This window comes from Bacillus sp. FG16, from assembly GCF_057809515.1.
In genome coordinates this window covers 1-24,523 of sequence record NZ_JBMDKC010000064.1, presented here as the reverse complement: position 1 = coordinate 24,523, position 24,523 = coordinate 1, and the positions used below count along the sequence as shown (strand labels likewise).

The following is a 24,523-nucleotide window of genomic DNA, read 5'->3' as shown; positions in this document are numbered from 1 at the left end:
AGCCCCCACCTAACTTCTTTGATTCCACTGAATTTTGAGGTGGGGGGTCTTACTGCCCAGCAAATAGCGGGATAATATAAAAAAGGCTGTCGGAAATTCCGACAGCCTATAATGAACAGCTTCCGCCTTCTTTTATTACAAGTAATTCCACAGCTAATTTCTCACATTTTTCAAGCGCAGGTACTTCCTCAAAAGACATAAAGTATATATGTTGAATCTTCTTTGCGATGTATTTTGAATCGTCAAACACACTTATGACGTTCACAACATCGCTCGCTTCTGTTTCATAAAACTCCGGTCCCATTTGAAACGGATCCCAATTCTTCACAACCTCTATCATCTTTTCATATGTACCCATTCGCTTCCCGCCTTTTCACTTTTTAATACTTTTCTTTATCCTATCACATCAGCTATTCTATAAGAAGAGAGAGAACTTTCATAACTTAACGGTTTTACAGAATAAGGGGGCAAACGTATGCAACTATTTCATAAAACAGTAAATCGGCGTGGAACACATAGCACAAAATGGGATACTTATAAAAACGAAGAACTTCTCCACGCTTGGATTGCTGATATGGATTTTGAAGTACCAACACAAATTCAAACTGCTTTAAAGAAACGTATTGAGCATCCTATTTTCGGCTATACACTTCCTCCCGAAAATATTGGAGATATTATTTGTAACTGGACAAAAAAACAATATAACTGGGACATTCAAAAAGAATGGATCGTTTTTAGTGCGGGGATCGTTCCAGCTCTTAGTACGAGCATACAGGCTTTCACAAAAGAAAACGAATCCGTTCTCGTACAACCACCTATTTATCCTCCATTTTTCGAAATGGTCACAACAAACAACAGGCAGTTATGCGTGAGTCCATTACAGAAACAAAATGATACATATGTGATAGACTTCGAGCATTTAGAAAAGCAGTTTCAGCAAGGCGTCAAACTCATGCTTCTTTGTAGCCCTCATAATCCAATCGGACGCGTTTGGACGAAAGAGGAACTTGCGCAGCTCGGATCGTTATGTACTAAATATGACGTTATCGTTGTCGCGGATGAAATTCATTCCGATATCATTTATGCAGACCATACACATACGCCGTTCGCTTCCTTATCTGAAGAATTAGCAGAGCGCACTATCACTTGTATGGCTCCAAGTAAAACATTTAATATCGCTGGATTACAAGCGTCGATTATTATCATTCCAAACGAAAAACTCCGTCACGCCTTTACAGCTATCCAATATAGACAAGGCTTCCACGGGTTAAATATCTTCGCCTACACAGCGATGCAAAGTGCCTATACAGAATGTAATGGTTGGCTAAAAGAAATTCGGTTATATATAGAAGATAATGCTCAATTTGCTTGTGAATATATTAAAACTCACATACCTGCTCTTTCCGTAACGAAGCCAGAAGGTAGCTTTTTATTATGGATTGATTGTTCTCGTCTAAATCTTTCTCAAAGCGAGCGTACCGCACTACTTGAGGAAAAAGGAAAAATCATCGTTGAACCTGGTGAGAAATACGGGTTAGGTGGCGAAGAACATATTCGAATTAACATCGGCTGTCCACGATCTGTTTTAGAAAAAATTTTGAACAGACTGCGTCATACGTTTTCATAATAATAGAGGAGTCTGTCCCCTAATCATTCTTGGACAGACTCCTTTGTCATATTTTGTCGGTAAGTCGATATATTCCAATAATCGCTGATATATTTTCACTTATACTACACAAAAAAAGCTACCAGCACGGTAGCTTTTACTTTTTCTTCATATCCGATGCTTTTTTTACAATTACGCCACAAGCAATTCGATCGCCTGATTTACCTGTCGGTTGTGTCATACCATCATCAGGGTTTTCTGTAATAATAATAGACGCTCCATCTTTTCTATGAATCGTCGTTTTTCCTTCTTCAAGTGTGATGTGAGGTGCATCGATTTCTGCTTTAATCTTTCCAGAACCATCTGCAACTACGTTCGGTAAATCACCGTTTTCTGCACCCTTCGGATTAAGAAGACCATGTTTTTTATCATCAGGATTAAAATGATTCCCGGCTGATTCAAAACGAGGTGCCTTACACTCTCCGATTTCATGTACATGTAGTCCGTGTGGTCCTGGAGTGAAACCTTCTCCTTTAATCGTAATTTTCACTCCACTTGTTTGCTGCACTACTTTCGCAGTCCCTACTTCATCTCCTGAAGCATTATGTAATTTCACTTCAATTTCTTTCGGCTTTCCTTGGTCACAACCTGCCATCAGAAATAATAAACAACAACTGAAAAAAAGCCGTTTCTTCATTCCATTCCCTCCAAAATATATTCTGCCCTTAGATTGTCCGAGCATAGAGGGAAACATACAAAAATGAGTTACTGTTTCTTTTCCGCTAAAAGTTTTTCTTCAACTTTCTGTAATCGCTCCGCTTCGCGTTTTGATACACGAATGAACATACGCCACGTAGCAACGGCACCAATGATAAATAGCACGCAAACAATCCCTGGAATAATATATTCTGTTTTATCTTCCGGAAAATATAAAGGCATCATATAGAACACTCCTTATTATAGGATTTATAAAACATCAGAATTTTCTGTTATATCACTTTAAATTATAGTGGAACCTATCCATATTCTCAAGGGGGCGTTCCGAAAGCGAATGATTTCTTTGACTCCTTCTCCTACTTTCCTTACTATAAACTTGAGGTGAAAAATATGAGAGAAACATTTGAAATTGGTGAAATCGTTACTGGTATTTATAAAACAGGAAAATACATCGGCGAAATTACAAATCGCCGTCCTGGTAGTTATGTCGTAAAAGTATTAGCTGTTTTAAAACATCCGGTGCAAGGTGACTTACATAACGTAAAACAAGCTGACGTACCATTTTTCCATGAAAGACGTGCTTTAGCTTTTCGTGAGCAAACGAACATTCCAGAGCAAATGGTAAAGAAATATGAAGGAGAAATTCCGGATTATACCGAGTCACTAAAATTAGCATTAGAAACTCAAATGAATTCATTTTCTGAAGATGATTCACCTTTTGCAGAGCGTAGTCTAGAAACATTAGAACAGTTAAAGAAAGACTACAAACTGTAAAAAACAAAACGACCAAATTACATAATGTGCAATTTGGTCGTTACTGTGTGCTCACTTTCTTTAACACTTTTGAAAAATCAACGAGTTCTCCTAATGTTGGAGGTGCTGGTTTTACTAAATACTCTTTATCTTTTTCTACTAGTTTAAAAATATTGTACGTCGTCATCGCATCATCAAGCGCACAATGATGCTTCCCTGTCCCTACTTTTCCGTACGCCTCAATTGCTTTCCATAATCCTGTTTGATTTCTTTCTCCAAAAAACTTTTTATACTCAAGCGATAAATCACGACACTGTCCGAAGAATGGAAAAGCTATCCCTGCCATTTCACAATTATGCTTCAGCACTTTCATATCCATATTTCCCCACGTTACAATTGTCGGTTTACATTTCGTTTCGTATTCTGCAAGCTTCTTAACGAGTTCAGGAAATGAAATCCCTTTATCCACGACTTCTTGTTTTATTCCTAAAAACTTCTTACATCGATCCGTTAAAGAGGGAAATGTTTTCGGCCTGACATGTGATGAATACGTATCTTCCACCTTACAGCCAGCAACTGAAACGAGTCCTACCTCAATAATTTCCGGAAAAAATCCTTTCGGTTTCTTTCTATGCTGGGGCATCGTAAACTCAAAGTCTAAAAATAAAAATCGTTGTTCATCCATACGATCCCTTCCTTATCATTTTTGTCATTCCTTTCTATTTGACACTCCTACACGAACAAGCTCGAATGCTAATTCCATTTTAAATATTCAGATTGGATGTATCTTATATATATGTCAAATGCCCACAAATATTTTAAAAAATAAGAAAAAATGACCTATGCAGAAAATATGACAAAATCCCTCCTTTCATTTACATCCGCAGTTTTTCTACTTTATAATGACGTTATGTGTGTTTCATCTAGTTAATATTTGACACACTAAGAAAAACGAATGAAAGGAGATGAGATTTTTGCACGAAACAACGCAAGAACTCGCTAACTGGCAGTATTATTTTGCTATCGCAGTCTTTTTAATTACATATGCCATTATTATTTCTGAAAAAATTAATCGCGCTGTCATCGCACTTCTTGGTGCAGCATTCATGGTAATTGTGGGGGTCGTCGATTTACATAACGCCTTTACGAAACATATTGAATGGGGAACGATTACGCTACTCATCGGTATGATGATTTTGGTGAACATTACGAGTAAATCAGGTGTTTTCCAATACGTTGCCATTAAAGCAGCAAAAGGGGCACAAGGAAATCCAATTAAAATTTTAATTTCCCTTTCCCTACTTACCGCGCTTGGCTCCGCATTTTTAGATAACGTTACAACTGTACTTCTTGTTGTTCCAGTTACTTTATCTATTACGCGCATACTGCAAGTAAATCCTGTTCCATATTTACTTTCTGAAATTATTTTTTCAAACATTGGGGGAACAGCAACATTAATTGGTGATCCACCTAACATTATGATTGGTTCTGCCAATAAGCATTTAGACTTCAATGCTTTCCTATTGAATCTAGCACCAATCGTAATTATTATTATTGGAGTTACAGCAACAATACTTTACTTCATGTACCGTAAACAATTAATTGCCGATCCTGTACAAGTTAAAAAATTAATGAGCTTAGATGAAAAACAATACATTAAAGATCCAGTATTAATGAAAAAATCTTTAACAGTGCTTGGACTTACGATTGTAGGTTTCATGACTCATTCTATTTTCCATATTGATGCGGCTATCATTGCCTTAACTGGTGCTACTGTACTTATGTTAATTGGTGTGAAAGAGCATGAAATTGAAGAAGTATTTGCAAGCGTAGAGTGGGTAACAATTTTCTTCTTCGCAGGGCTATTCGTACTTGTTGGAGGACTTATCGATATTGGTCTTATCAAAATGTTAGCTCAAAAAGTAATTGGTATAACAGGCGGAGATATTTCTTACGCATCCATCCTTATTTTATGGGTATCTGGTATCGCCTCTGCAACAATTGATAACATCCCATTCGTCGCAACAATGATTCCACTTATTAACGATATGGCAGTTGGGCTAGGCTTATCACCATCTGATGCACAAATCGATGTATTATGGTGGGCATTAGCACTAGGTGCTTGTCTCGGCGGAAACGGAACATTAATCGGAGCTTCTGCTAACGTAATCGTTGCAGGTATCGCGAGCCGCGAAGGACATAAATTTAGTTACATGGAATTCCTAAAAGTCGGTTTCCCAATTATGATCGTTTCATTAATCATTTCTCACATTTATATTTACTTACGCTACCTTATGTAATAGAAAAAGCGCTCTGATAATCAGGGCGCTTTTTTTACTTATATCTAAAATATATCGACTTATCAACAAAAACGAAAAATCTACTCTTTATATCTCACCGGTTCATTTCGAATAATAAATAAATGAATCGGTAAAAAAACCGAAAATGTGATTACATGAATAATCGTAAATAATATAGAGTTCGTTCCATATCTGTCTAAAATAGCGTAGATAAGATAAATGGACAATACAATCGATACAGCTGTTGCTAGTAAACTTATAATTGGTACGAAATTAAAAATGAAACATGCAACATATATACCGAATACTTTCCACCCTGCTTCTTCTTTCAAAAAATCTGGTAATTTATCTTTCGCTAAGTCACCCCACGTCTTACTATTCAAAAACGGAATAAACGCAAGCACCCCGTCCGTTGCACCATCATTTTTCGCCATCGAATAAAGTGCAAAAGCCGTTAACAAATATGAAATAATTGCCCAAATCAATATAACAAGAATAAACGCAAAACTAAGAGCAAAGAAACCTGCTAGTACGCCTTGATCCTCCATCTTATCCTCTCCTCTCTACTTTCAACATATTTCATTACATTGCAAGTTATGTTTTAAAATTTATCCAAACTCTTTGTATAATAAGAGAAGAAAGAAAATAAGAGAGGAGAAACACTTATGCATCCATTTGTAAAAGCATTACAAGAGCATTTTACAGCTCATCAAAATCCTGAAAAAGCAGAACCTATGGCTCGTTATATGAAAAATCACTTCCCATTTCTAGGTATTCAAACACCGGAAAGACGCCAATTATTAAAAGACGTCATTCAAATACATACTCTCCCAGATAAAAAAGACTTCCAAATTATCGTACGTGAGCTTTGGGACTTACCAGAACGTGAATTCCAAGCGGCCGCACTTGATATTATGCAAAAATATAAAAAGCATATAAACGAAACTCATATCCCCTTCTTAGAAGAACTTATTGTCACAAAATCTTGGTGGGACTCTGTCGATAGCATCGTCCCTACATTCTTAGGTACTATCTTTTTAAAACACCCAGAATTGATTTCTGCGTATATTCCAAAATGGATTGCATCAGATAACATATGGTTACAACGCGCCGCTATTTTATTCCAACTGAAATATAAACAAAAGATGGATGAAGAACTTCTTTTCTGGATTATTGGACAACTACATTCTTCAAAAGAATTTTTCATTCAAAAAGCGATTGGCTGGATCCTTCGTGAATATGCAAAAACAAATCCGGATGTAGTTTGGGAATACGTGCAAAACAACGAGCTCGCTCCATTAAGTAAGCGTGAAGCAATTAAGCATATTAAAGAAAATTACGGAATAAATAATGAAAAAATAGGCGAGACTCTATCATAGATAGACGCGTTCCTCTATTGAGATTTAAAAAAGAACGTGTTAGAATATGTTCATTATTACTAATATAAGTAGCGATGACGGACTTATAAGTACTTGCATAAAAAGCGATTCAGGGATAGTGAAAGCCTGAAGCCGCAAGGAAACGGCAGTCCCGAGCAATACATGATAAAGTGGATGCACCTTTTGTGTATCAACTAGGGTGGAACCGCGGGCAAACGCTCGTCCCTAGGCAAATAAGCCTTGGGATGAGCGTTTTTTTATGTTCTTTTTAGCATATACTGCTCGTTTCCAAAGTACCAGAGTATGTCATCGCCAATACGTTAACTTTCAAAAGGAGGATTTTCTTATGTATTCAATGGAACAAGTTGTAAACTTAGCGAAACATCGCGGTTTTGTTTTCCCTGGTTCTGAAATTTACGGTGGTCTTGCAAACACTTGGGATTACGGTCCACTTGGAATCGAATTAAAAAATAACGTTAAAAAAGCTTGGTGGAAAAAATTCATTCAAGAATCTCCATACAACGTTGGTTTAGACGCAGCTATTTTAATGAACCCTAAAACTTGGATCGCTTCTGGTCACGTTGGTAACTTCAACGATCCAATGATCGACTGTAAAAAATGTAAAGCTCGTCACCGTGCTGACAAATTAATTGAGGATGCTTTAGATGCAAAAGGCATCGAAATGGTTGTTGACGGTCTTACTTTCGACCAAATGGCTGACTTAATGAAAGAACATGAAGTAAAATGTCCTGATTGCGGTAGTGAAGAATTCACTGAAATTCGTCAGTTCAACTTAATGTTCAAAACATTCCAAGGTGTTACAGAGTCTAGCACAAACGAAATCTTCCTTCGTCCTGAAACAGCACAAGGTATTTTCGTAAACTTCAAAAACGTTCAACGCTCTATGCGTAAAAAGCTTCCATTTGGTATTGGCCAAATCGGTAAGAGTTTCCGTAACGAAATCACGCCTGGTAACTTCACATTCCGTACACGTGAATTCGAACAAATGGAACTTGAATTCTTCTGTAAGCCTGGTGAAGATTTAGAGTGGTTCGCATTCTGGCGTGAAACTTGTAAAAACTGGTTACTTTCACTTGGTATGACTGAAGAGAGCATGCGTCTTCGTGACCACGGTGAAGAAGAGTTATCTCACTACAGTAATGCAACAACTGACATCGAATTCAAATTCCCATTCGGTTGGGGCGAACTTTGGGGCGTTGCATCTCGTACAGACTTCGACTTAAAACGTCACATGGAACACTCAAACGAAGACTTTAACTATATCGATCCACAAACGAATGAGCGTTACGTACCATACTGCATCGAGCCATCTTTAGGCGCAGACCGCGTAACATTAGCATTCTTATGTGATGCATATGAAGAAGAGCAATTAGAAAACGATTCTCGTACAGTTCTTCGTTTCCACCCTGCTTTAGCACCATACAAAGCAGCTATCTTACCATTATCTAAAAAGCTATCTGAAGGTGCTACTGAAGTATTCGCAGAATTAGCTAAAGACTTCATGGTAGACTTTGATGAAACTGGTTCTATCGGTAAACGTTACCGTCGTCAAGACGAAATCGGTACACCATTCTGTATCACATACGACTTCGACTCAGTTGAAGACAAAGCTGTTACAGTACGTGACCGTGACACAATGGAACAAGTTCGTATGCCAATTAGCGAACTAAAAGGTTTCTTAGAGAAGAAAATCCAGTTCTAATTATAAAAAAAGAGGCTGCTCATAAGAGCGCCTCTTTTTTACTTTTCACGTTTTTCTTTAATTGCTACTGTACATCTTGATATACATAGTAAATCATCATTTTCATCAATAATGCGAATATCCCAAACCATTGTCGATTGTCCTCTATGTATTGGTGTTCCAATCGCTGTTACAATTCCATCTTTCTTTGATCGAATGTGGTTTGCATTAATTTCTAATCCGAAACAAATACATTTTTCTTGATCAATTAAATTGTATGAACCAACACTTGCCACTGTTTCCGCTAATGCAACCGATGCACCGCCATGTAAAAATCCAAATGGCTGATGCGTACGCTCATCAACAGGCATCGTAGCAACCACCTTATCTTCTGTCATCTCTAACAACTCAATTCCAAGTGAATCCATTAAAGTTTTTGCCATATCGCTTCCTCCTTCTCTTGTTTTAATTAAATGTATAATTTTACCTATTTATTTTCAAACTACTTATAACACTTATATAAGGAGGCTTCACCTAAATGAAACAGAAATTTTGTATATTACTGCTTATGTTCTCCTTGCTGACTATTGTACCAAATTGTGCAATAACAGCCAAAGCATCTAACCTGACAATCGATGTTAAGACTGTAACGCAAAAAGGTAAGAAACCTTATATAGAATATCAAATAAATAGGCCTTCTTTTCACAACTTTTCTGACTCTACATTTCAAAATAAGCTCAATTTATACTACAAAAAATCCACTGACAAATTTAAAAACAAATTAGAAAAAGAAGCAAAAAAATATTATAAAGAAACAGAAGGATCTAGTACACCATTTCATCCGTACGTAGCTAATGTTGATTATAAAATCTCTTTAAACAAACCACCTTTTCTTAGCCTATATGTGAATTACTATCAATATACTGGCGGAGCACACGGTCTTTATGCGTGGAAGGCAAATACATTTGATTTAAACGAAAAAAAGCTACTGCACTTAGACGATTTATTTCAACAAAAAGATAAATATAAAGATGTAATCCGTGCAGAGATTGTAAGACAAATTAAACAAAATGAAAGTATTTATTTTCCTGATGCGACTGAAAAGGTAATGAGTATGAAAAAGTTTCACTTCTTTTTAGAGCCAGACAATCTCGTCATTTATTTCCCTTTATATGAGATTGCTCCGTATTCAAGTGGAATTCCGCAATTCCGTATTCCATATACATTACTAAGGGACTATTTAAAGCCTTCTTATCAAAATATTTTGATTGACAACAAGTAAATATTTTCGCTACGATAATGTTAACCTAAAAACAACAGGAGGTTAACATTATGAGGAGATTACATGTTTTAGATTTAGCATTAGCTGCCATGTTCGTTGCTCTTATGGCCATCGGTGCAAATATTGTATCTTGGGCACCATTCCTTCAAGTAGCGGGCATCCCATTATCTATGCAACCATTTTTCGCAATTTTAGCAGGTCTTCTTCTTGGAAGTAGACTTGGTGCTTTATCCATGGCTGTTTATATGCTCGTTGGCGTAGCAGGCGCACCAATCTTCGCTAACTTCAAAGCTGGATTTGGAGCACTTTTAGATCCTACTGGTGGTTTTATTATCGCATTTATTATCGTTGCTTACGTATCAGGAAAATTAGTAGAACAAAAAGAAAGACCAACATTCATTACATTTGCAATTGCCTCTTTCACAGGAATTATTTTAACTTATATAATCGGTACTACTTACATGTACGGGGCAGTCAATCTCTTTATGGGCGGTAATATGAGTTATAAAGCTGCTTGGATGATTATGATGTGGTTCGCAGTAAAAGATATTGCATTTACAATTATCGGTGCTATTATCGCACCTCGCATATACTATGCTGTGCGTCGTTCTGCTTATCAGCATTCTCATTCGACGATTTCATAATAAAAAAAGAGTTATTGCAGCTTGCTGCAATAACTCTTTTTTTTATATTAAGACTCTTGATTCGATTGTTCTTCTAAAATTTTCTTCATCATTGCAACCATGTCATCACGTAATTCTGGGTGTTGCAGGGCCATTTCAATTGTCGTTTGAACAAATCCTAGCTTTTCACCTACGTCGTAGCGCTTTCCTTCGAAATCGTAAGCAAATACACGTTGAATTTCATTTAAGCTTTGGATTGCATCTGTTAACTGAATTTCACCGCCAGCACCGACATGTTGCTGTTCTAAGAACATAAAGATTTCAGGCGTTAAAATGTAACGGCCCATAATCGCTAAGTTTGAAGGTGCTGTACCTTGTGCTGGTTTCTCAACGAAATTGCGAACTTGGTAACGACGACCTTCTTGTTCTAATGGATCGATAATTCCGTAACGGTGTGTTTCTGTTTCTGGAACAGTTTGTACACCAATAACAGAAGAAAGTGTTTTTTCATACTCATCCATTAATTGACGTAAACATGGTTTCTCAGCTTGGACAATATCATCACCTAGTAACACTGCAAACGGCTCATCACCAATGAATTTACGTGCGCACCAAACAGCATGCCCTAGCCCCTTCGGCTCTTTTTGACGGATATAATGAATATCTACCATTTTTGAAGAAGCTTGTACTTTTTCAAGCAACTCATATTTTTTCTTCTCTAATAAGTTTTGCTCTAGTTCAAATGCGTTATCGAAATGATCTTCGATAGAACGCTTCGTTTTACCAGTAACGATAATAATATCTTCAATGCCCGATTTCACTGCTTCTTCTACAATGTACTGGATCGTTGGTTTATCTACTATTGGTAACATTTCTTTCGGCATTGCTTTCGTTGCTGGTAAAAAACGTGTTCCTAATCCAGCTGCTGGGATTATCGCTTTTCTTACTTTTTTCATCACAAAATACCCTCTCTCCTGTCGGAATTAATAGCAATTATTTCCTACATAAAACAAAAGGGAGATTTCGCTCCCTTTTGTTCCTTACTACTTAAAATTACTTTGTATTATAAACGATTCATAATGTCTTCTTTAATAGTAAGTAACTTTTGTTCACTATTTTGTAAAGAACTATCTTGTACACCGAAGTAGAACTTAATCTTCGGTTCAGTTCCAGATGGACGTAGGCAGAACCATGAACCATCTTCTAATTGATATTTTAACACATTTGATTTCGGTAAGTGAATCTCTTCTTTATGTCCATCTTGTAAAGATGTAACGATACTTGCTTTATAGTCCTCCACTGCTACGACTGTTAAGCCCGCTACTTCTTTCGGAGGATTCTCACGGAACGTCGCCATCATCTCTTGGATTTGTTCCGCTCCATCTTTTCCTTTTAACGTTAACGATACAAGGTCTTCACGGAAGAAACCATACTTCTCAAATACTTCTAATAGACCATCATATAACGTTTTCCCTTGTGATTTGTAGTATGCAGCTACTTCACATGCAAATAGGACAGATTGTACTGCATCTTTATCACGGCAGAATGGACGGATTAAATAACCATAGCTTTCCTCATAACCGAATTGGAATTCGTATTGTCCACTTTCTTCATACTGTCTAATTTTCTCACCGATAAATTTAAATCCAGTTAACGTATCAACTGTATCTAAACCGTATGCTTTTGCAATTGTACGGCCAATTTCAGACGTTACGATTGTTTTTAATACGACACCGTTCTCTGGAAGTGTTCCGTTTTCTTTCTTTTGAGACAGTAAGTAATCAAGCATTAAAGCACCTGTTTGGTTACCAGTTAATACTTGGAACTCACCATTATGATTACGAACTGCTACACCTAGGCGATCTGCGTCAGGATCAGTTGCGATTAATACATCTGCGCCTACCTTTTCACCGTCACGAATTGCATACTCAAACGCTGCGTGCTCTTCTGGGTTCGGTGATTTTACTGTAGAGAAGTTTGGATCTGGTAACTCTTGCTCTTTTACAACTGTTACATCTGTAAATCCAACTTCTTTTAAACCACGGCGTACAGAAATATTTGATGTTCCGTGTAATGGTGTAAAGACGATTTTTAAGTCTTTACCAACCTTTTGTACCATTTCTTTATTAATGATGACATTGTTCAATTCTGCAGCATATGCATCATCTACTTCTTGTCCAATAATATGTAATAAACCGTCAACTTTTAATTGCTCTACATCAGCGACTTCAACTGTTAATTCATCTTCTACTGCGTTTACGTAGCTAATTAACTCATCTGCCTCTTTTGGAGGCAACTGTCCACCATCTTCACCGTATACTTTATATCCGTTATATTCAGGCGGATTATGGCTTGCCGTAAGAACGATTCCACTTACTGTATGTAAATGACGAACTGCGAAAGAAAGCACTGGCGTTGGACGTAAGCTTTCAAACACATATGTTGTGATACCACGTGCACCAAGTGTAGCAGCGACTTCCATTGCGAACTCAGGTGATTTATGTCGAGAATCATAGGCTACAACAACACCTCGTTTTTTCGCTTCCTCACCTAACTTTTCAATAAAGCTTGCTAATCCTTTTGTTGCTTTACGAACTGTATATACGTTTAAGCGGTTCGTACCAGCACCAAGTTCACCACGCATACCACCTGTGCCGAACTCTAGATTTTTATAAAAGCTATCCTCGATTTTCTTTTCATCTTGCTTCATATTTTCTAGCTGTTCTTTTAATTCTGCATCTAATTGTGCGTAAGAAAGCCAGCGACTAAATTCTTGTTTCCAATTCATTCTTCTCTCTCCTCTCGCTCGTCATACCTTTATTATATGAAAAAAACATGCTGTATCTCAATATTTTATAAAATCTAGCAGGATTTTACTAGGAATATTTGTATACACTATGGTTAAATACTCCACTAAAGGGAATGAGGATTATGCACGAATGGGGCTTGTCAGAAGAGCTCAAAATACAAACAAAGCAAATGATTGAAATTGCTGAAAAAGAACTATCGATTATGAGAAACGCAATCGATAAAGAAGACGAATGTATTTTATGCAAAATGGAAGATATTCATCATATGTTAGCAAATGTACAAACATTGGCAGCTACATACTATATTCAGGCATATTTATCACCTTATACGGAAAGTTCATCTTTTATTACGACAGCTATCCAACATTTAAGCACTAGAAAACATGGTGCTCTTATCGTTGTGGAACGAAATGAGACGCTTGAAGCTTTCATTCAAACTGGAACGACATTAAACGCTCATTTAACTGCGCCATTACTCGAATCAATATTTTACCCAGGTAACCCTCTTCATGACGGTGCCGTTCTCGTAAAAAATAATCATATAGTCTCAGCTGCTAATATTCTTCCTTTAACGAAAAGTACAGAAGTTGATCCTGAGCTAGGAACACGTCACAGAGCTGCAATAGGCTTATCAGAAAAGAGTGATGCACTTATATTAGTTGTCTCTGAAGAAACGGGCCGTACTTCTTTTGCTTTAAATGGGATTTTGTATACGATTTCTTTATAAACACTTTTTAGCACTTTTTTGAACAGCGCGGTAGTAAATGAAGTTATATCGAATTACCAACAAATACACCTACCACATCAATAAAAAAGGCTGTCTCCAAAATTTGAGACAGCTTTTTCTTCAAAAAATTATTCTTCTACAAAATGCTCGAAAAGTATACGAATTACCTACACCATTGCTCGAGCTGACCTTAAATTATGCGCTCACAGGGATGTCTAAGTACAATAATTATCTCTTCATGGTTTGCTACTCTTTTTGTACTCAAAACATGTTTAGACCTCTTTCATAGCAACTATATTTTTTCTAAAATGCTTCACTTCCAGCTATTATTCTTTATCTATTTTTAAGAAATAGTAAAAAAGGGTACTTTAGAAATCCTATCTAAAGTACCCTTTTATTAAAAATCTATTTTATTATAAAGAATAATTGGAGACTGCAAAATGATAAAAATATAGCATACTTTCAAAGTTATTTATAATTATTAATATTAATATTAAACATAAAGCAACTACTTTTACACGTCTCATCACTTTAAAACCATATGCTAATAATAACGGTATTGTAAACAGCATATGTGCGCCATAAATAAATGCTTCAGATGCCCCAAAACCAACAATTCCATGTAAAACAATATTAAATAGTAAACAGAAACTTAAAAACCTTACGAAAGGCTCTGTTCTAAAGTTTTTCCATACAGCTACTATTATAAAAGCATACACAGATACAATCACAATCCACCCGATCATAGTATGCGATGGAAGCATATTTAATTGTGCGAATTGCTCACCTTGTCTTAAAGTAACTTCCGAGAATGGTCCAAAGATGAATGAAGATCCTAATAATAGATGAAATACTAATATACCTGATGGCTTAACGTATTCTGGTGAAAAATTCTGTCCTTGCGCAGCAAAGTCCATACTACCCTTTAATCCTTCGATAAGAACTACATTATTTGCGTTCATTACTAATACAAACAGGACCACGACAATAACAATCGAAATACCAGTCCAAATAATTTTTTTCCGTAGTTTCTTATAACTCATCACACTACCTAAAAACCACATAAACGAATTGGTTAATGTAACCCCTGTTATTCCTATTGCCAACAATACATTCGCAATACTAAATCCTATTTTCGCTTCTTTTTCCCCTGTAATAAATGGATAGCATACAAAGCACATAAGTACCAATGTGAAATTTGCATAGCTAAAAGATTCTGGTGTCCACGTAATAACTAACATAGTAGCTGAAAATCCATACATGACCGCTAGTAAAAAAGAAACAATCGTATTCTTACAAATTTTACAGCATAATGTATACATCATCACTACACTGAGCGCGCTTAAAAACGTTTGAATGAATATAATACCATGTACAATATTCCCTACTTTTACTGTCTCCAGCATCCACATGAATTGTTGAATAAAATAATAAAGGAATGGATGTCGGAACCAGGTCGCCGCTGCTATATCTACTTTTTCAAGAAAAAAGGAGATGATATAATACCCTTGATCAAAAGAAAAATAGGTATCAACCACCCACGCTTCATTAAGAAGCTTAGAGTGAGTATCCATTTTCCAACCGATAAAAAAATAAAATGACCAATAAAAAATGAAAAGGACAAGGGCTAATATCCCCTTTCCTTTATAACCATTCCAAATATTCAATACTTCTTCTCCTCTCTACGGTAGAAATAACATAATTAGATGTGCCACGTACCCAATAACTGTTCCTAACACAAGTCCACCAAAAATCTCATGCCAATGATGTCCTTGACGCTCTCTTAATTTTTCTTCTTCCGAACTTATATGTTTATTCAACATTCTTGCATGTTTACCAACTGTACGGCGAAGTCCTGTGGCATCAATGATAACAATTGTTAAAATTGCCATCCCGATTCCAAACATCGGTGTATTAAACCCTTCATGAAACCCTATTGTCATGACCATACTTGATAAAATCGTTGTATGCGTACTAGGAAATCCACCATTTCCAACTAAACGAAAAGCATCTTTTCCAGAACGAAGATAATTCACTAAAAATTTCAATACTCCCGAAGCTACCCAAGCTATAAATGGAAGTATACAATATAAATATGTTCCCATTGCTTTACCTCCTATGATTTTGCAATAAATAAAATGCCAGCTACTATACATACCATTCCAGCAATTTTCATGAAATTGATTGTTTCACCAAATAATAATGCTGACGCAATAATAACAAATACATATCCGAAACTCACCATTGGGTATGCATAACTTAAATCAACCTTTCTCAGCACAATCATCCATAATAATGCACTTAAACCGTAAAAAGCTAGTCCGAAAAAGTTCGGTACGTTAATGAAATTCATAATACCTACAGCCGCTGAACTTTGTGATTTCATTGCACCAAATTTCAATAAAATTTGCCCTACAACTCCCATACCAACTGATAAAATAATCATTAAAAATTGTTGCATCTCTATACTCCTTAACTGTTTATATTCAAAAAATGTTTTATTCCAAATAAAAAACGTTTAAGACACTCCTCTTAAACGTTTTAACAAACCCGAATAGAGTAATTAAAAGTTCAATAGTATAATAATAACTGTTATCGCATATAACAACACTGTTATTAAAATATGCTGATCCTCTAATAAAACTTTATCTGGTTCTCCACCTTTATCTTCCATGTGAACTAAATATAAATAACGAAAAATCCCGTAAATTACAAATGGGATTGTCCACATTAAATAGATACTTTTCCCTGCATTAAAAGTAAAAATAGCATAAGTTACAATAGTTGCCGATGTAACAATTGTACTTAATTGATCTAACAAAGCAGAGGAATAACTTTCTAATACTTTTCTATGAGAACCTTTATTATTCTGTAACAATACTAATTCATGTCGTCTTTTATTAATAGCCAAGAATAGTGACAGTAATAATGTACATAATAAAAACCACGGTGTAAATGGCACTTGAATAACTAATCCACCAGCCAACGCTCGTAAAACAAATCTAGATGCAATAATTAAAATATCAATGATTACGACGTGCTTCAAACGAATTGAATACGCTACATTTAAAATAAAATAGACTGCTAATACTAAGCACAATAATGGATTTAATACATATGAAACTACTAAAGACGCTACTAAAATAACACAACCTGCCATAATAGCAAAGTACGGATTTAATGCCCCCGATGCCATCGGTCGATATCGCTTAACAGGGTGTTGTCGATCTGCCTCAATATCCATAAAATCATTTAAAATATAGACACAGCCAGATATTGCACAAAATAGCGCAAAACAAATTGCAGCTTGTGCCACCATAGTTAAAGATACTTGTTTTATCGAAAAGACTAACGCTGCAAATACAAGCAAGTTTTTAGTCCATTGTTTCGGGCGTAACTGTTTAAAAAACAATACAACTATATTTTGTTGAGATAAAGTTCCTTCCCTCATAATAATAAGAGTGCTTCTATTTTTTTCACTCTCTTCATTCCCTCCCTATTAAATTGTTATTTCTTTCTAATACAGGAAAGATTATATCACATAAGTTTAATGTTGAAAATCAGCTATTAAATACCAATAAAGAGGTCTCTCATTCATATTGATATTTCTAATAAAAAAAGCTAAAACAACATTAAACGCTCATTACTCAAATCAACATTTTCTAAAAGTAACCATCTTCATGATGATGCATTCTCGTTAAAAATAATCGTATCGTCTCCATCGCTAATATTCTTCCATTGACACAATTACAGAAGTTAATCTTGAGCTTGGGACACGACTCAAAGTTACAATTGGCTTACCAGAAAAAATTGATGCACTTGGTTCTGTAAAGAAACAGACCGTACTTCCTTTTTCAAATGGAATCTTATACACGATTTCTTTATAAACACATTTTTCAACAGCGTAGTAGCAAACGAAATTATATCGAATTACCAATAAATAGGTCTACTCTATCAATAAAAAAGGCTGCCCCCAAAATTTGAGCCAGCCTTTTATTCAAAAAAATTATTCTTCTCCGAAACGCTCCACAAGTGTTGCAAGTGTACGTACCATTACACCAGTTGCTCCAGCTGGACCTAAGTCGTGCGCGCCTTTTGTTTCTGATGTTCCAGCGATATCTAAGTGTACCCACGGTGTATCTTCAGCGAATTCGCCTAGGAATGTACCTGCCATAACCGCATGTCCTTCACGGCCTGGTGAGTTATTTAAATCAGCAAACTTACTGTTTCTCACACGTTCTTTATCGCGATCAAAAATCGGTAGTTGCCAAATTGGTTCATCTGTTTCCATAGAAGCCTCTAGCACTTGCTCAAATAACTCTTCATTATTTGTCATTGCGCCTGTCGTATTGTTTCCAAGTGCAACAATTACACCGCCTGTTAATGTTGCAACATCAACAAGGTAGTTCGCACCAAGTTTTTTCGCATACGTAATACCATCAGCTAAAGCTAGACGACCTTCTGCATCCGTATTTAACACTTCAATTGTTTTTCCACTCATAGATGTGATTACATCGTCTGGCTTAAATGCCGTACCACTTACAACGTTATCAGTTGAAGGAATAACAGCGATCACATTTTGTTCTGGGCGCAGTTCTCCGATAATTTCCATCGCACCTAATACAGCAGCTGCACCGCCCATATCACCTTTCATACCAACCATGCCTTCACGTGGTTTTAAAGAATAACCACCTGTATCGTATGTAATACCTTTTCCAACGAATCCAATGACATCTGTCCACTCTTCTTTTCCTTTATAAATAAGAGCAATCATTTTTGGTGGCTCTACACTACCTTGGTTTACTGCAAGTAACGCACCCATACCAAGATCTTCCATCTCTTCTTTCTCAAGAACTTTATAGTCCATATCATACTTCTCCGCTAACTCAACAGCATACTCAGCAAGCTTCGTCGCTGTTAATACGTTTGGTGGCATATTTACAAGTGTACGAGCTGAATTTGTTGCACGTCCATGTACGTAGCCAACTGTTAATGCGGCTTCAATTTCTTGTGCATCTTCCGCTGTAATAGCCGTGAACTTCTCTAACTCTACACGATCCTTTTTATCTGATTTATACGTTTGTAACTCATATGTACCAAGACCTTGTACCTCTGCTGCAATATGAGCGACATCAATCGCGTCTAATTTCTCTGTTACGAAAGAATCAAGTAAGATTGCTGCATCTTGTACTTTTGCTGCTTGTAATGTTTTAAACGCTTTTCCAAGAGCCGCACGTAACGTTTCTGTCGTATAAGACTCTTTCTTGCCTAAACCAACAAAGTAATAACGTTTCACATTTGTTTTTCCTAAGCTATGTACTTTCGAAATGGCCTTTTTCTTCGTAGATAATTCTTTCTCTTCTAGTAAAACTTGTAATTGTCCTTCAAACGCTTTGTCCAGTTCTTGTACAAAACTACTCATTTTCTCTTCTTCAAATAAAGCGACAATTACTGCTTCATGACTTGCTAATTCTTTTTGTACTTGAAACATGTTCAGACCCCCTAAATTTCTCTACCACCATTATAACTTTATTTTCGATAAAATGCGACAATTCTAACTACAGTTATATGACGTGTAAAATCTCCTCTATTATGAAATAAACCAAGAAAAAAAGTCTAGCGTAATTACGACTAGACTATCTTTGTTTTAAATATTGACCACGAAACACTTGCATCGTTTCGTCTTGATTTAACATCGTTAACTCTTCTTCTGTAAACTTACCATTTCCTACTTTTACTACATACACATTTACTTTTTTCTTACCCCATTGGCTATAAACATCTTTCACCGTATCATAATATAAATCAAGACGGTTTCCTTTTATTGCTCCGCCTTTATCAGCTACTACACCATACCCATAACCTGGCACGAAGAGAATCGTTCCAATCGGGAATACGCGTAAGTCCGCAGCAATTGTGGAATATAAATCCCTTTTCACTTTAACACCTGAATATGTAATACCATACTCTGGATGCCCTGGCCTCTTACCTGTTGACTCAATCCCCGATGTATAACCTGTTGCAGTCATTTCAATTGAACGATATTTAGACCAGTCGTTTGCCTGCTCTAAAGCATTTATCACTTCTTTACTCGGAGCAACATCTCTCTTAACTTCTGCTGCATGTACTTCTTTTGCACTCATTCCTTCATATGTCTTTACAATCTCTAATAAAGAAACTCCTGTGAAAGCCTTCCATGTTACGCATAATGCAAATGCAAGTAAACAAGTCATCATAATGCGAATACAATATCGTTTTAACATTTTTATATTCCACACTCCTTCATCGTTAATCATTCCCTATACGATGAAGGAATATGCAAAAAAATAATCTCCAACTTAGTTGGAGATTAAAACATTTGATATCCGCTTTTCCGAAGTTTCTTGATCACAACTCCTGCTAAAGCAGCCCCTACTAATCCAGTAGATAGAATAAACATGTCTGCTTGTCCTAAGTGCGATACACTTGTCCCAAATGAAGAAAATGTTTCTTTCGGCTTTGAAAAATAATCCCACATACTCGCTTTATTAATAATAAGCATACAAACAATCGGATACACAATAACCATTACCCATGTAGCCCGTAAAATCATGTTGAGTAAAAATCCAATTCCAAAGAACAAAATAAAGAATAACATCATTGAAATAAGTAGTACCGGTATACTCACTCTTTTTCCCTCTCCTTCGCACGTGCCGTAAATACGTGATAGGCTGTATAACCAAATGGTTCTCCTGGATTTAATGTTTTGTCCACTTCAAGATGTAGTTCTGATCTTCCTTCTAACAAATATTTAATAAGTACAGACGTATTCGGATCGTCCGCAATCTTATCTGGATGTAAGAACGCCACTTCAGACAATTCTTTCTCCTGTACAATAATATTTTCTCCTTCAGGCTCCAAAAGGAAAATAATCATATTATCACTAATTTCATCACGAATAACACCCGATCGAACACCAATGATCCCCTTCACATGAGCGACAATGCCTGTCTCTTCTAACACTTCGCGTTTCACAGCTTCATCAACTGTCTCACCTTCATTTACAAAACCAGCCGGTAAAGACCATTTCCCTTTTAATCCACTGTATTTCTTCTTAACGAATAGCCACCTGCCATCTTTTGTAGCTACTAGGCCACTAACAGCTAACCATACTTTCCCGCGCTTCCCCATGATGCATCCTCCTCCATCCGAACGGACAGAATATTCTTTCTTTTCTATATATTATACTATACTTTTTAATTCGCTGTGAAATTTCCTTTTTTCAAAAAGTGAAAAAAACCATTTTGTCGATATACTGTTAACAAAAAAATATCAAGATGCAGGAATGTAATTATGAAGAAAATAAAACATTGGATTCATTCATTTCATGATACGGTAATGTTCAAAAAAAACATTTCTCCATCTTCGTATCGCTATATCGAAAACATATATTATATAAAAAAAGCAGAAACAGCGCTTAGCCGTTTCTGCTTTTTCTACTATATATTAAAAGAACTTTAATTTACCTTTTTTAAGAACTAATAAAGGTCCACCTAATAAGAATAGGTAGCGGTTATCGATTACTTTCTTCATGAAAGAAGCTTTCCAACCTGTTAACTTTTTACCCATAACAACGCCCATTGCATCGTCATGACCTAAAGAACATACAGATCCTTTATTATCGAATGCGAATTTTTTCATTTCGCCCTTGCCACGAACTAATACAGTTAAGTTGTGTGCAATGTTGTAACCTTGTTGAATTGCAATTTGTGCTGTTGGTGGATAAGGACGGTTAATTTCTTCGTTAATGATTAACGCCGCATCACCAACCATGAATACCTCTTCGTATCCTGGAGCGTGCATGTACTCATCAACTTTTACACGTCCGCGCATTGCTTCAAAACCAGACTCTTCCACAATACCATTACCACGAACACCTGCAGCCCAAACTACTGTTTCAGACTTAATTAATTCAGTATCATCGCCATTTGCAACGATAATACCTTCTTCAGTTGCTTCTTTAATTGCTGTACCGATGCGGAATTCTACACCTTTTTTCTCAAGTTGTTTTACAGCATATTCTACTAATGCTGGATCGAAACCTGGAAGTGCTGTTGGAGCAGCTTCTACACAGATGATACGTGCTTTTTCACGTGGTACATTGTACTGTTTGCAAAGTTCAGGAACACGGTTTACAAGCTCACCTACGTACTCGATACCAGTGAATCCAGCACCACCAACAACGATTGTTACTAACTCATCGCGCTTCTCATCTGCATATTTAGCGAAACTAGCTTCCATATGCTCACGAATTTCACGAGTTGCATTAATGTTAGCGATTGAGAATGCATGCTCTTTTAATCCTGTAATTCCGAATGTTTCTGATTCGAAACCAAGACCGATTACTAAGTAGTCATACTCTAACTCGCCGTCTTTTAAGATAATGCGTTTTTCAGCAGCTTTAATTTCTACTACTGTGTCTTGTACAAAGTTCACTTTATTTGTATCAATAACGTCTTGAATATCTAGACAGATTTTTTCATCTTGTAATGTACCAGCTGCGCTCTCGTGTAACCAAGTCGCTTGATAGTGATAGCTGTTGTTGTTTACTAACGTAATTTCAGCTTCATTTACAGATAATGCTTTTTGCAGACGAACAGTCGTAATCATCCCACCATAACCTGCACCTAAAACTACGATTTTTGGAGTCTTCACCAAATCACAACCCTTTTCTTTATATAATAGTAATGAGAAATAATACCAAGTACTAAAAACTCTATTTGTCAAGAATGTGGAATTTATCACATTCTATATCATAACAAAACGCAGTCAAAAAATCGTACGAATTTTGTCATAGAAATTTAACATAATACTTCCCTATATTAGTCGGTTTTATTCCAGAATTCAAGCGTCTGGAGAATTATCAATATTTTAAAATAACATAGCGTTTTCAAGGGTTTTTCAGCCTTTTTTTCATGTATTTTCCTTTCTGTATATTTTATACAATAAAAAAGAACCTACGCGAAAACTTACACACAATTCAGTCGTTTTCAGGAGTATTATGAACTCAAATATGCTATCATTTATTTGAAAGTGTCATCATTTGCAGGATTTTCGTGTACATATGAACAATATATGAAATCAATATCAAAATTCCATCTATAGGGGGAATGAAAGTGGCAGAAAATCAAAAAGTTTACGACATAACAATTATTGGTGGTGGTCCAACAGGACTATTCACAGCATTTTATGGCGGGATGAGACAAGCAAGTGTAAAAATCATTGAAAGCTTACCTCAACTTGGAGGACAATTATCCGCACTCTACCCTGAAAAATACATTTATGATGTAGCTGGATTTCCAAAAGTGCGCGCACAAGAATTAGTTGATAACTTAAAAGAGCAAATGAAGAAATTTGATCCAACCATTTGCTTAGAAGAAGCTGTTGATACGCTTGAAAAACAAGCTGATGGTGTATTTAAACTGGTTACGAATAAACAAACTCACTATTCTAAATCAGTCATTATTACTGCCGGCAATGGTGCTTTCCAACCACGCCGCTTAGAATTAGAAGGTACAGCAAAATACGAAAAGAAAAACTTACATTATTTCGTTGATGATATGAATAAATTTGCTGGCAAGCGCGTCGTAGTATTTGGCGGTGGCGACTCAGCAGTAGACTGGACGATGATGTTAGAACCGATTGCTGACAAAGTTACAATCGTTCATCGCCGTGATAAATTCCGCGCACATGAACATAGCGTCGAAAACTTAATGAATTCTCGTGCAGAAGTAAGTACACCGTATGTTCCAGTTGAACTCATTGGTGATGACAAAATTGAACAAGTTGTTCTTCAGCACGTAAAAACTGAAGAAAAGGTTATCATCGATGTTGACGACGTAATTGTAAACTACGGCTTCGTTTCCTCTCTTGGTCCAATTAAAAACTGGGGCTTAGATATACAAAAAAATAGCATCCTTGTAAATTCAAAAATGGAAACAAATATTCCTGGCATTTACGCTGCTGGTGACATTTGTACATATGAAGGAAAAGTAAAACTTATCGCTTGTGGATTTGGCGAAGCACCGACAGCAGTAAACAATGCAAAAGCTTACTTCGATCCAAATGCAAAACTTCAACCGATGCATAGCTCAAGTATGTTTTAATATGAAAAAAATAAAAGCTCCTTCCATAAGTGGAAGGAGCTTTTATATACCACGAAAGCACAATGAGTTCGATAAACTATCGAACTCATTGTGCTTTTCGTCTACAAAAATTATTGTTTTCTTCTTCTACCTAATACGAATAATACTCCGCCAACTAAGAATGAAATTCCCGCACCAACTGACATCATCCATGGATGTGCTGCCCCTGTTTTCGGTAATTCTTTTTCTACTTTTACTTGCGGGTCTTTATTTAACTTTTCCAGTCTTACTTCCGGTTTCTTCAGATCTTTCGGGTCTTCCGGTTTCACTTCTGGCTCCTTCGGCTCTTTCGGATCTTCCGGTTTCACTTCTGGCTCCTTCGGTTCTTTCGGATCCTCCGGTTTCACTTCTGGTTCCTTCGGGTCTTTCAGATCCTCCGGTTTCACTTCTGGCTCCTTCGGCTCTTTCGGGTCTTCCGGTTTCACTTCTGGTTCCTTCGG

The 24,523-nt window shown here is 36.4% G+C and carries 28 protein-coding genes; 9 read left to right on the top strand and 19 right to left on the bottom strand.

Annotated elements, in window-relative coordinates; all coding sequences use genetic code 11:
• Window positions 1-106: 106 nt before the first annotated feature.
• The gene (locus tag ACODS7_RS21180; RefSeq protein ID WP_016079890.1) at window positions 107-358 is read right to left on the bottom strand and encodes a YugE family protein; all 252 of its coding nucleotides are present in this window, start codon (window positions 356-358) and stop codon (window positions 107-109) included.
• A gap of 117 nt (window positions 359-475) precedes the next feature.
• Between ACODS7_RS21180 and ACODS7_RS21175 the strand changes: the two genes are divergently transcribed.
• Complete coding sequence (locus ACODS7_RS21175) at window positions 476-1,627, top strand: MalY/PatB family protein (RefSeq protein ID WP_243168730.1); 1,152 nt, start codon at window positions 476-478, stop codon at window positions 1,625-1,627.
• Window positions 1,628-1,763: 136 nt separating this feature from the next.
• Here ACODS7_RS21175 and sodC read toward each other — a convergent pair whose 3' ends face one another.
• Both sodC and ACODS7_RS21165 read right to left on the bottom strand, forming a co-directional pair.
• Window positions 1,764-2,303: a superoxide dismutase [Cu-Zn] gene (gene sodC, locus ACODS7_RS21170; protein ID WP_016079888.1), complete on the bottom strand. Its 540-nt coding sequence runs from the start codon at window positions 2,301-2,303 to the stop codon at window positions 1,764-1,766.
• A 68-nt stretch (window positions 2,304-2,371) separates the two neighbouring features.
• Complete coding sequence (locus ACODS7_RS21165; protein ID WP_000982763.1) at window positions 2,372-2,548, bottom strand: hypothetical protein; 177 nt, start codon at window positions 2,546-2,548, stop codon at window positions 2,372-2,374.
• Between the two features lie 165 nt (window positions 2,549-2,713).
• Between ACODS7_RS21165 and kapB the strand changes: the two genes are divergently transcribed.
• Window positions 2,714-3,097 carry a kinase-associated lipoprotein KapB gene (kapB, locus tag ACODS7_RS21160; RefSeq protein ID WP_029443500.1) on the top strand — a complete coding sequence of 128 codons (384 nt, stop codon included), beginning with the start codon at window positions 2,714-2,716 and terminating at the stop codon, window positions 3,095-3,097.
• A 40-nt stretch (window positions 3,098-3,137) separates the two neighbouring features.
• Here the strand turns inward: kapB and kapD are convergent, their stop codons facing one another.
• Window positions 3,138-3,761 (bottom strand): 3'-5' exonuclease KapD, encoded by a 624-nt coding sequence (gene kapD / locus ACODS7_RS21155; RefSeq protein ID WP_000344356.1) that lies wholly within the window; start codon window positions 3,759-3,761, stop codon window positions 3,138-3,140.
• Between the two features lie 289 nt (window positions 3,762-4,050).
• Between kapD and ACODS7_RS21150 the strand changes: the two genes are divergently transcribed.
• Complete coding sequence (locus tag ACODS7_RS21150; RefSeq protein WP_000545210.1) at window positions 4,051-5,376, top strand: ArsB/NhaD family transporter; 1,326 nt, start codon at window positions 4,051-4,053, stop codon at window positions 5,374-5,376.
• Window positions 5,377-5,456: 80 nt separating this feature from the next.
• Here the strand turns inward: ACODS7_RS21150 and ACODS7_RS21145 are convergent, their stop codons facing one another.
• The gene (locus ACODS7_RS21145; RefSeq protein ID WP_000390061.1) at window positions 5,457-5,924 is read right to left on the bottom strand and encodes a hypothetical protein; all 468 of its coding nucleotides are present in this window, start codon (window positions 5,922-5,924) and stop codon (window positions 5,457-5,459) included.
• 117 nt (window positions 5,925-6,041) lie between these two features.
• Between ACODS7_RS21145 and ACODS7_RS21140 the strand changes: the two genes are divergently transcribed.
• On the top strand, window positions 6,042-6,755 hold the full coding sequence (locus ACODS7_RS21140) for a DNA alkylation repair protein (protein ID WP_029443501.1): 714 nt from the start codon (window positions 6,042-6,044) through the stop codon (window positions 6,753-6,755).
• A gap of 346 nt (window positions 6,756-7,101) precedes the next feature.
• Window positions 7,102-8,478, top strand: coding sequence for a glycine--tRNA ligase (locus ACODS7_RS21135; RefSeq protein WP_000287154.1), 1,377 nt, complete (start codon window positions 7,102-7,104; stop codon window positions 8,476-8,478).
• A 38-nt stretch (window positions 8,479-8,516) separates the two neighbouring features.
• On the opposite strand, the gene ACODS7_RS21130 is transcribed toward ACODS7_RS21135, so the two are convergent.
• Window positions 8,517-8,900: a hotdog fold thioesterase gene (locus ACODS7_RS21130; RefSeq protein ID WP_016079885.1), complete on the bottom strand. Its 384-nt coding sequence runs from the start codon at window positions 8,898-8,900 to the stop codon at window positions 8,517-8,519.
• Between the two features lie 95 nt (window positions 8,901-8,995).
• Here ACODS7_RS21130 and ACODS7_RS21125 point away from each other — a divergent pair, with 95 nt between their 5' ends.
• Together ACODS7_RS21125 and ACODS7_RS21120 are read left to right on the top strand one after the other, a co-directional pair.
• Window positions 8,996-9,739, top strand: a complete 744-nt coding sequence (locus ACODS7_RS21125; protein WP_016079884.1) for a DUF3298 and DUF4163 domain-containing protein — start codon at window positions 8,996-8,998, stop codon at window positions 9,737-9,739.
• A 50-nt stretch (window positions 9,740-9,789) separates the two neighbouring features.
• Entirely contained in the window at window positions 9,790-10,383 is a 594-nt protein-coding gene (locus ACODS7_RS21120; RefSeq protein ID WP_029443502.1) for a biotin transporter BioY, read from the top strand.
• Between the two features lie 47 nt (window positions 10,384-10,430).
• Here ACODS7_RS21120 and galU read toward each other — a convergent pair whose 3' ends face one another.
• Window positions 10,431-11,318: a UTP--glucose-1-phosphate uridylyltransferase GalU gene (gene galU, locus ACODS7_RS21115; protein ID WP_016079882.1), complete on the bottom strand. Its 888-nt coding sequence runs from the start codon at window positions 11,316-11,318 to the stop codon at window positions 10,431-10,433.
• A 107-nt stretch (window positions 11,319-11,425) separates the two neighbouring features.
• Window positions 11,426-13,150, bottom strand: a complete 1,725-nt coding sequence (locus ACODS7_RS21110; protein WP_098630172.1) for a phospho-sugar mutase — start codon at window positions 13,148-13,150, stop codon at window positions 11,426-11,428.
• 143 nt (window positions 13,151-13,293) lie between these two features.
• Between ACODS7_RS21110 and cdaS the strand changes: the two genes are divergently transcribed.
• Window positions 13,294-13,899, top strand: coding sequence for a sporulation-specific diadenylate cyclase CdaS (cdaS, locus tag ACODS7_RS21105; RefSeq protein WP_098630173.1), 606 nt, complete (start codon window positions 13,294-13,296; stop codon window positions 13,897-13,899).
• Between the two features lie 413 nt (window positions 13,900-14,312).
• On the opposite strand, the gene ACODS7_RS21100 is transcribed toward cdaS, so the two are convergent.
• From ACODS7_RS21100 to ACODS7_RS21055, 10 genes are all read right to left on the bottom strand, one after another.
• Window positions 14,313-15,566 (bottom strand): DUF6080 domain-containing protein, encoded by a 1,254-nt coding sequence (locus ACODS7_RS21100; protein WP_098630174.1) that lies wholly within the window; start codon window positions 15,564-15,566, stop codon window positions 14,313-14,315.
• 15 nt (window positions 15,567-15,581) lie between these two features.
• Entirely contained in the window at window positions 15,582-16,004 is a 423-nt protein-coding gene (locus tag ACODS7_RS21095; protein WP_000537660.1) for a divergent PAP2 family protein, read from the bottom strand.
• Between the two features lie 11 nt (window positions 16,005-16,015).
• Complete coding sequence (locus tag ACODS7_RS21090; protein WP_001183889.1) at window positions 16,016-16,360, bottom strand: EamA family transporter; 345 nt, start codon at window positions 16,358-16,360, stop codon at window positions 16,016-16,018.
• Between the two features lie 102 nt (window positions 16,361-16,462).
• A complete protein-coding gene (locus ACODS7_RS21085) occupies window positions 16,463-17,350 on the bottom strand; it encodes a decaprenyl-phosphate phosphoribosyltransferase (protein ID WP_243168731.1) in 888 nt (295 codons plus the stop codon).
• 273 nt (window positions 17,351-17,623) lie between these two features.
• A complete protein-coding gene (locus ACODS7_RS21080) occupies window positions 17,624-17,836 on the bottom strand; it encodes a hypothetical protein (RefSeq protein ID WP_224980634.1) in 213 nt (70 codons plus the stop codon).
• Between the two features lie 69 nt (window positions 17,837-17,905).
• Window positions 17,906-19,390, bottom strand: a complete 1,485-nt coding sequence (gene pepA / locus ACODS7_RS21075) for a cytosol aminopeptidase (protein ID WP_243168732.1) — start codon at window positions 19,388-19,390, stop codon at window positions 17,906-17,908.
• A gap of 145 nt (window positions 19,391-19,535) precedes the next feature.
• Complete coding sequence (locus tag ACODS7_RS21070; RefSeq protein WP_016079878.1) at window positions 19,536-20,162, bottom strand: 3D domain-containing protein; 627 nt, start codon at window positions 20,160-20,162, stop codon at window positions 19,536-19,538.
• An 86-nt stretch (window positions 20,163-20,248) separates the two neighbouring features.
• Window positions 20,249-20,566: a YuiB family protein gene (locus ACODS7_RS21065; RefSeq protein WP_016079877.1), complete on the bottom strand. Its 318-nt coding sequence runs from the start codon at window positions 20,564-20,566 to the stop codon at window positions 20,249-20,251.
• Entirely contained in the window at window positions 20,563-21,069 is a 507-nt protein-coding gene (locus tag ACODS7_RS21060) for an NUDIX hydrolase (protein ID WP_000517993.1), read from the bottom strand. The genes ACODS7_RS21065 and ACODS7_RS21060 overlap by 4 nt, the downstream gene beginning before the upstream one ends.
• A gap of 315 nt (window positions 21,070-21,384) precedes the next feature.
• Entirely contained in the window at window positions 21,385-22,593 is a 1,209-nt protein-coding gene (locus ACODS7_RS21055; protein WP_243168733.1) for an NAD(P)/FAD-dependent oxidoreductase, read from the bottom strand.
• Between the two features lie 461 nt (window positions 22,594-23,054).
• Here ACODS7_RS21055 and ACODS7_RS21050 point away from each other — a divergent pair, with 461 nt between their 5' ends.
• On the top strand, window positions 23,055-24,044 hold the full coding sequence (locus ACODS7_RS21050; protein ID WP_016079876.1) for an NAD(P)/FAD-dependent oxidoreductase: 990 nt from the start codon (window positions 23,055-23,057) through the stop codon (window positions 24,042-24,044).
• Window positions 24,045-24,154: 110 nt separating this feature from the next.
• Here ACODS7_RS21050 and ACODS7_RS21045 read toward each other — a convergent pair.
• On the bottom strand, window positions 24,155-24,523 hold a 369-nt coding region (locus ACODS7_RS21045), incomplete at its 5' end, for an LPXTG cell wall anchor domain-containing protein (RefSeq protein ID WP_488827476.1).

Excerpts from the sequence above, each read along its gene's own strand:
- ACODS7_RS21180 (WP_016079890.1), bottom strand. The coding sequence starts at position 358 with ATGGGTACATATGAAAAGATGATAGAGGTTGTGAAGAATTGGGATCCG.
- ACODS7_RS21175 (WP_243168730.1), top strand. The coding sequence starts at position 476 with ATGCAACTATTTCATAAAACAGTAAATCGGCGTGGAACACATAGCACA.
- sodC (WP_016079888.1), bottom strand. The coding sequence starts at position 2,303 with ATGAAGAAACGGCTTTTTTTCAGTTGTTGTTTATTATTTCTGATGGCA.
- ACODS7_RS21165 (WP_000982763.1), bottom strand. The coding sequence starts at position 2,548 with ATGATGCCTTTATATTTTCCGGAAGATAAAACAGAATATATTATTCCA.
- kapB (WP_029443500.1), top strand. The coding sequence starts at position 2,714 with ATGAGAGAAACATTTGAAATTGGTGAAATCGTTACTGGTATTTATAAA.
- kapD (WP_000344356.1), bottom strand. The coding sequence starts at position 3,761 with ATGGATGAACAACGATTTTTATTTTTAGACTTTGAGTTTACGATGCCC.
- ACODS7_RS21145 (WP_000390061.1), bottom strand. The coding sequence starts at position 5,924 with ATGGAGGATCAAGGCGTACTAGCAGGTTTCTTTGCTCTTAGTTTTGCG.
- ACODS7_RS21140 (WP_029443501.1), top strand. The coding sequence starts at position 6,042 with ATGCATCCATTTGTAAAAGCATTACAAGAGCATTTTACAGCTCATCAA.
- ACODS7_RS21135 (WP_000287154.1), top strand. The coding sequence starts at position 7,102 with ATGTATTCAATGGAACAAGTTGTAAACTTAGCGAAACATCGCGGTTTT.
- ACODS7_RS21130 (WP_016079885.1), bottom strand. The coding sequence starts at position 8,900 with ATGGCAAAAACTTTAATGGATTCACTTGGAATTGAGTTGTTAGAGATG.
- ACODS7_RS21125 (WP_016079884.1), top strand. The coding sequence starts at position 8,996 with ATGAAACAGAAATTTTGTATATTACTGCTTATGTTCTCCTTGCTGACT.
- ACODS7_RS21120 (WP_029443502.1), top strand. The coding sequence starts at position 9,790 with ATGAGGAGATTACATGTTTTAGATTTAGCATTAGCTGCCATGTTCGTT.
- galU (WP_016079882.1), bottom strand. The coding sequence starts at position 11,318 with ATGAAAAAAGTAAGAAAAGCGATAATCCCAGCAGCTGGATTAGGAACA.
- ACODS7_RS21110 (WP_098630172.1), bottom strand. The coding sequence starts at position 13,150 with ATGAATTGGAAACAAGAATTTAGTCGCTGGCTTTCTTACGCACAATTA.
- cdaS (WP_098630173.1), top strand. The coding sequence starts at position 13,294 with ATGCACGAATGGGGCTTGTCAGAAGAGCTCAAAATACAAACAAAGCAA.
- ACODS7_RS21095 (WP_000537660.1), bottom strand. The coding sequence starts at position 16,004 with ATGGGAACATATTTATATTGTATACTTCCATTTATAGCTTGGGTAGCT.
- ACODS7_RS21090 (WP_001183889.1), bottom strand. The coding sequence starts at position 16,360 with ATGCAACAATTTTTAATGATTATTTTATCAGTTGGTATGGGAGTTGTA.
- ACODS7_RS21085 (WP_243168731.1), bottom strand. The coding sequence starts at position 17,350 with ATGAGGGAAGGAACTTTATCTCAACAAAATATAGTTGTATTGTTTTTT.
- pepA (WP_243168732.1), bottom strand. The coding sequence starts at position 19,390 with ATGTTTCAAGTACAAAAAGAATTAGCAAGTCATGAAGCAGTAATTGTC.
- ACODS7_RS21070 (WP_016079878.1), bottom strand. The coding sequence starts at position 20,162 with ATGTTAAAACGATATTGTATTCGCATTATGATGACTTGTTTACTTGCA.
- ACODS7_RS21060 (WP_000517993.1), bottom strand. The coding sequence starts at position 21,069 with ATGGGGAAGCGCGGGAAAGTATGGTTAGCTGTTAGTGGCCTAGTAGCT.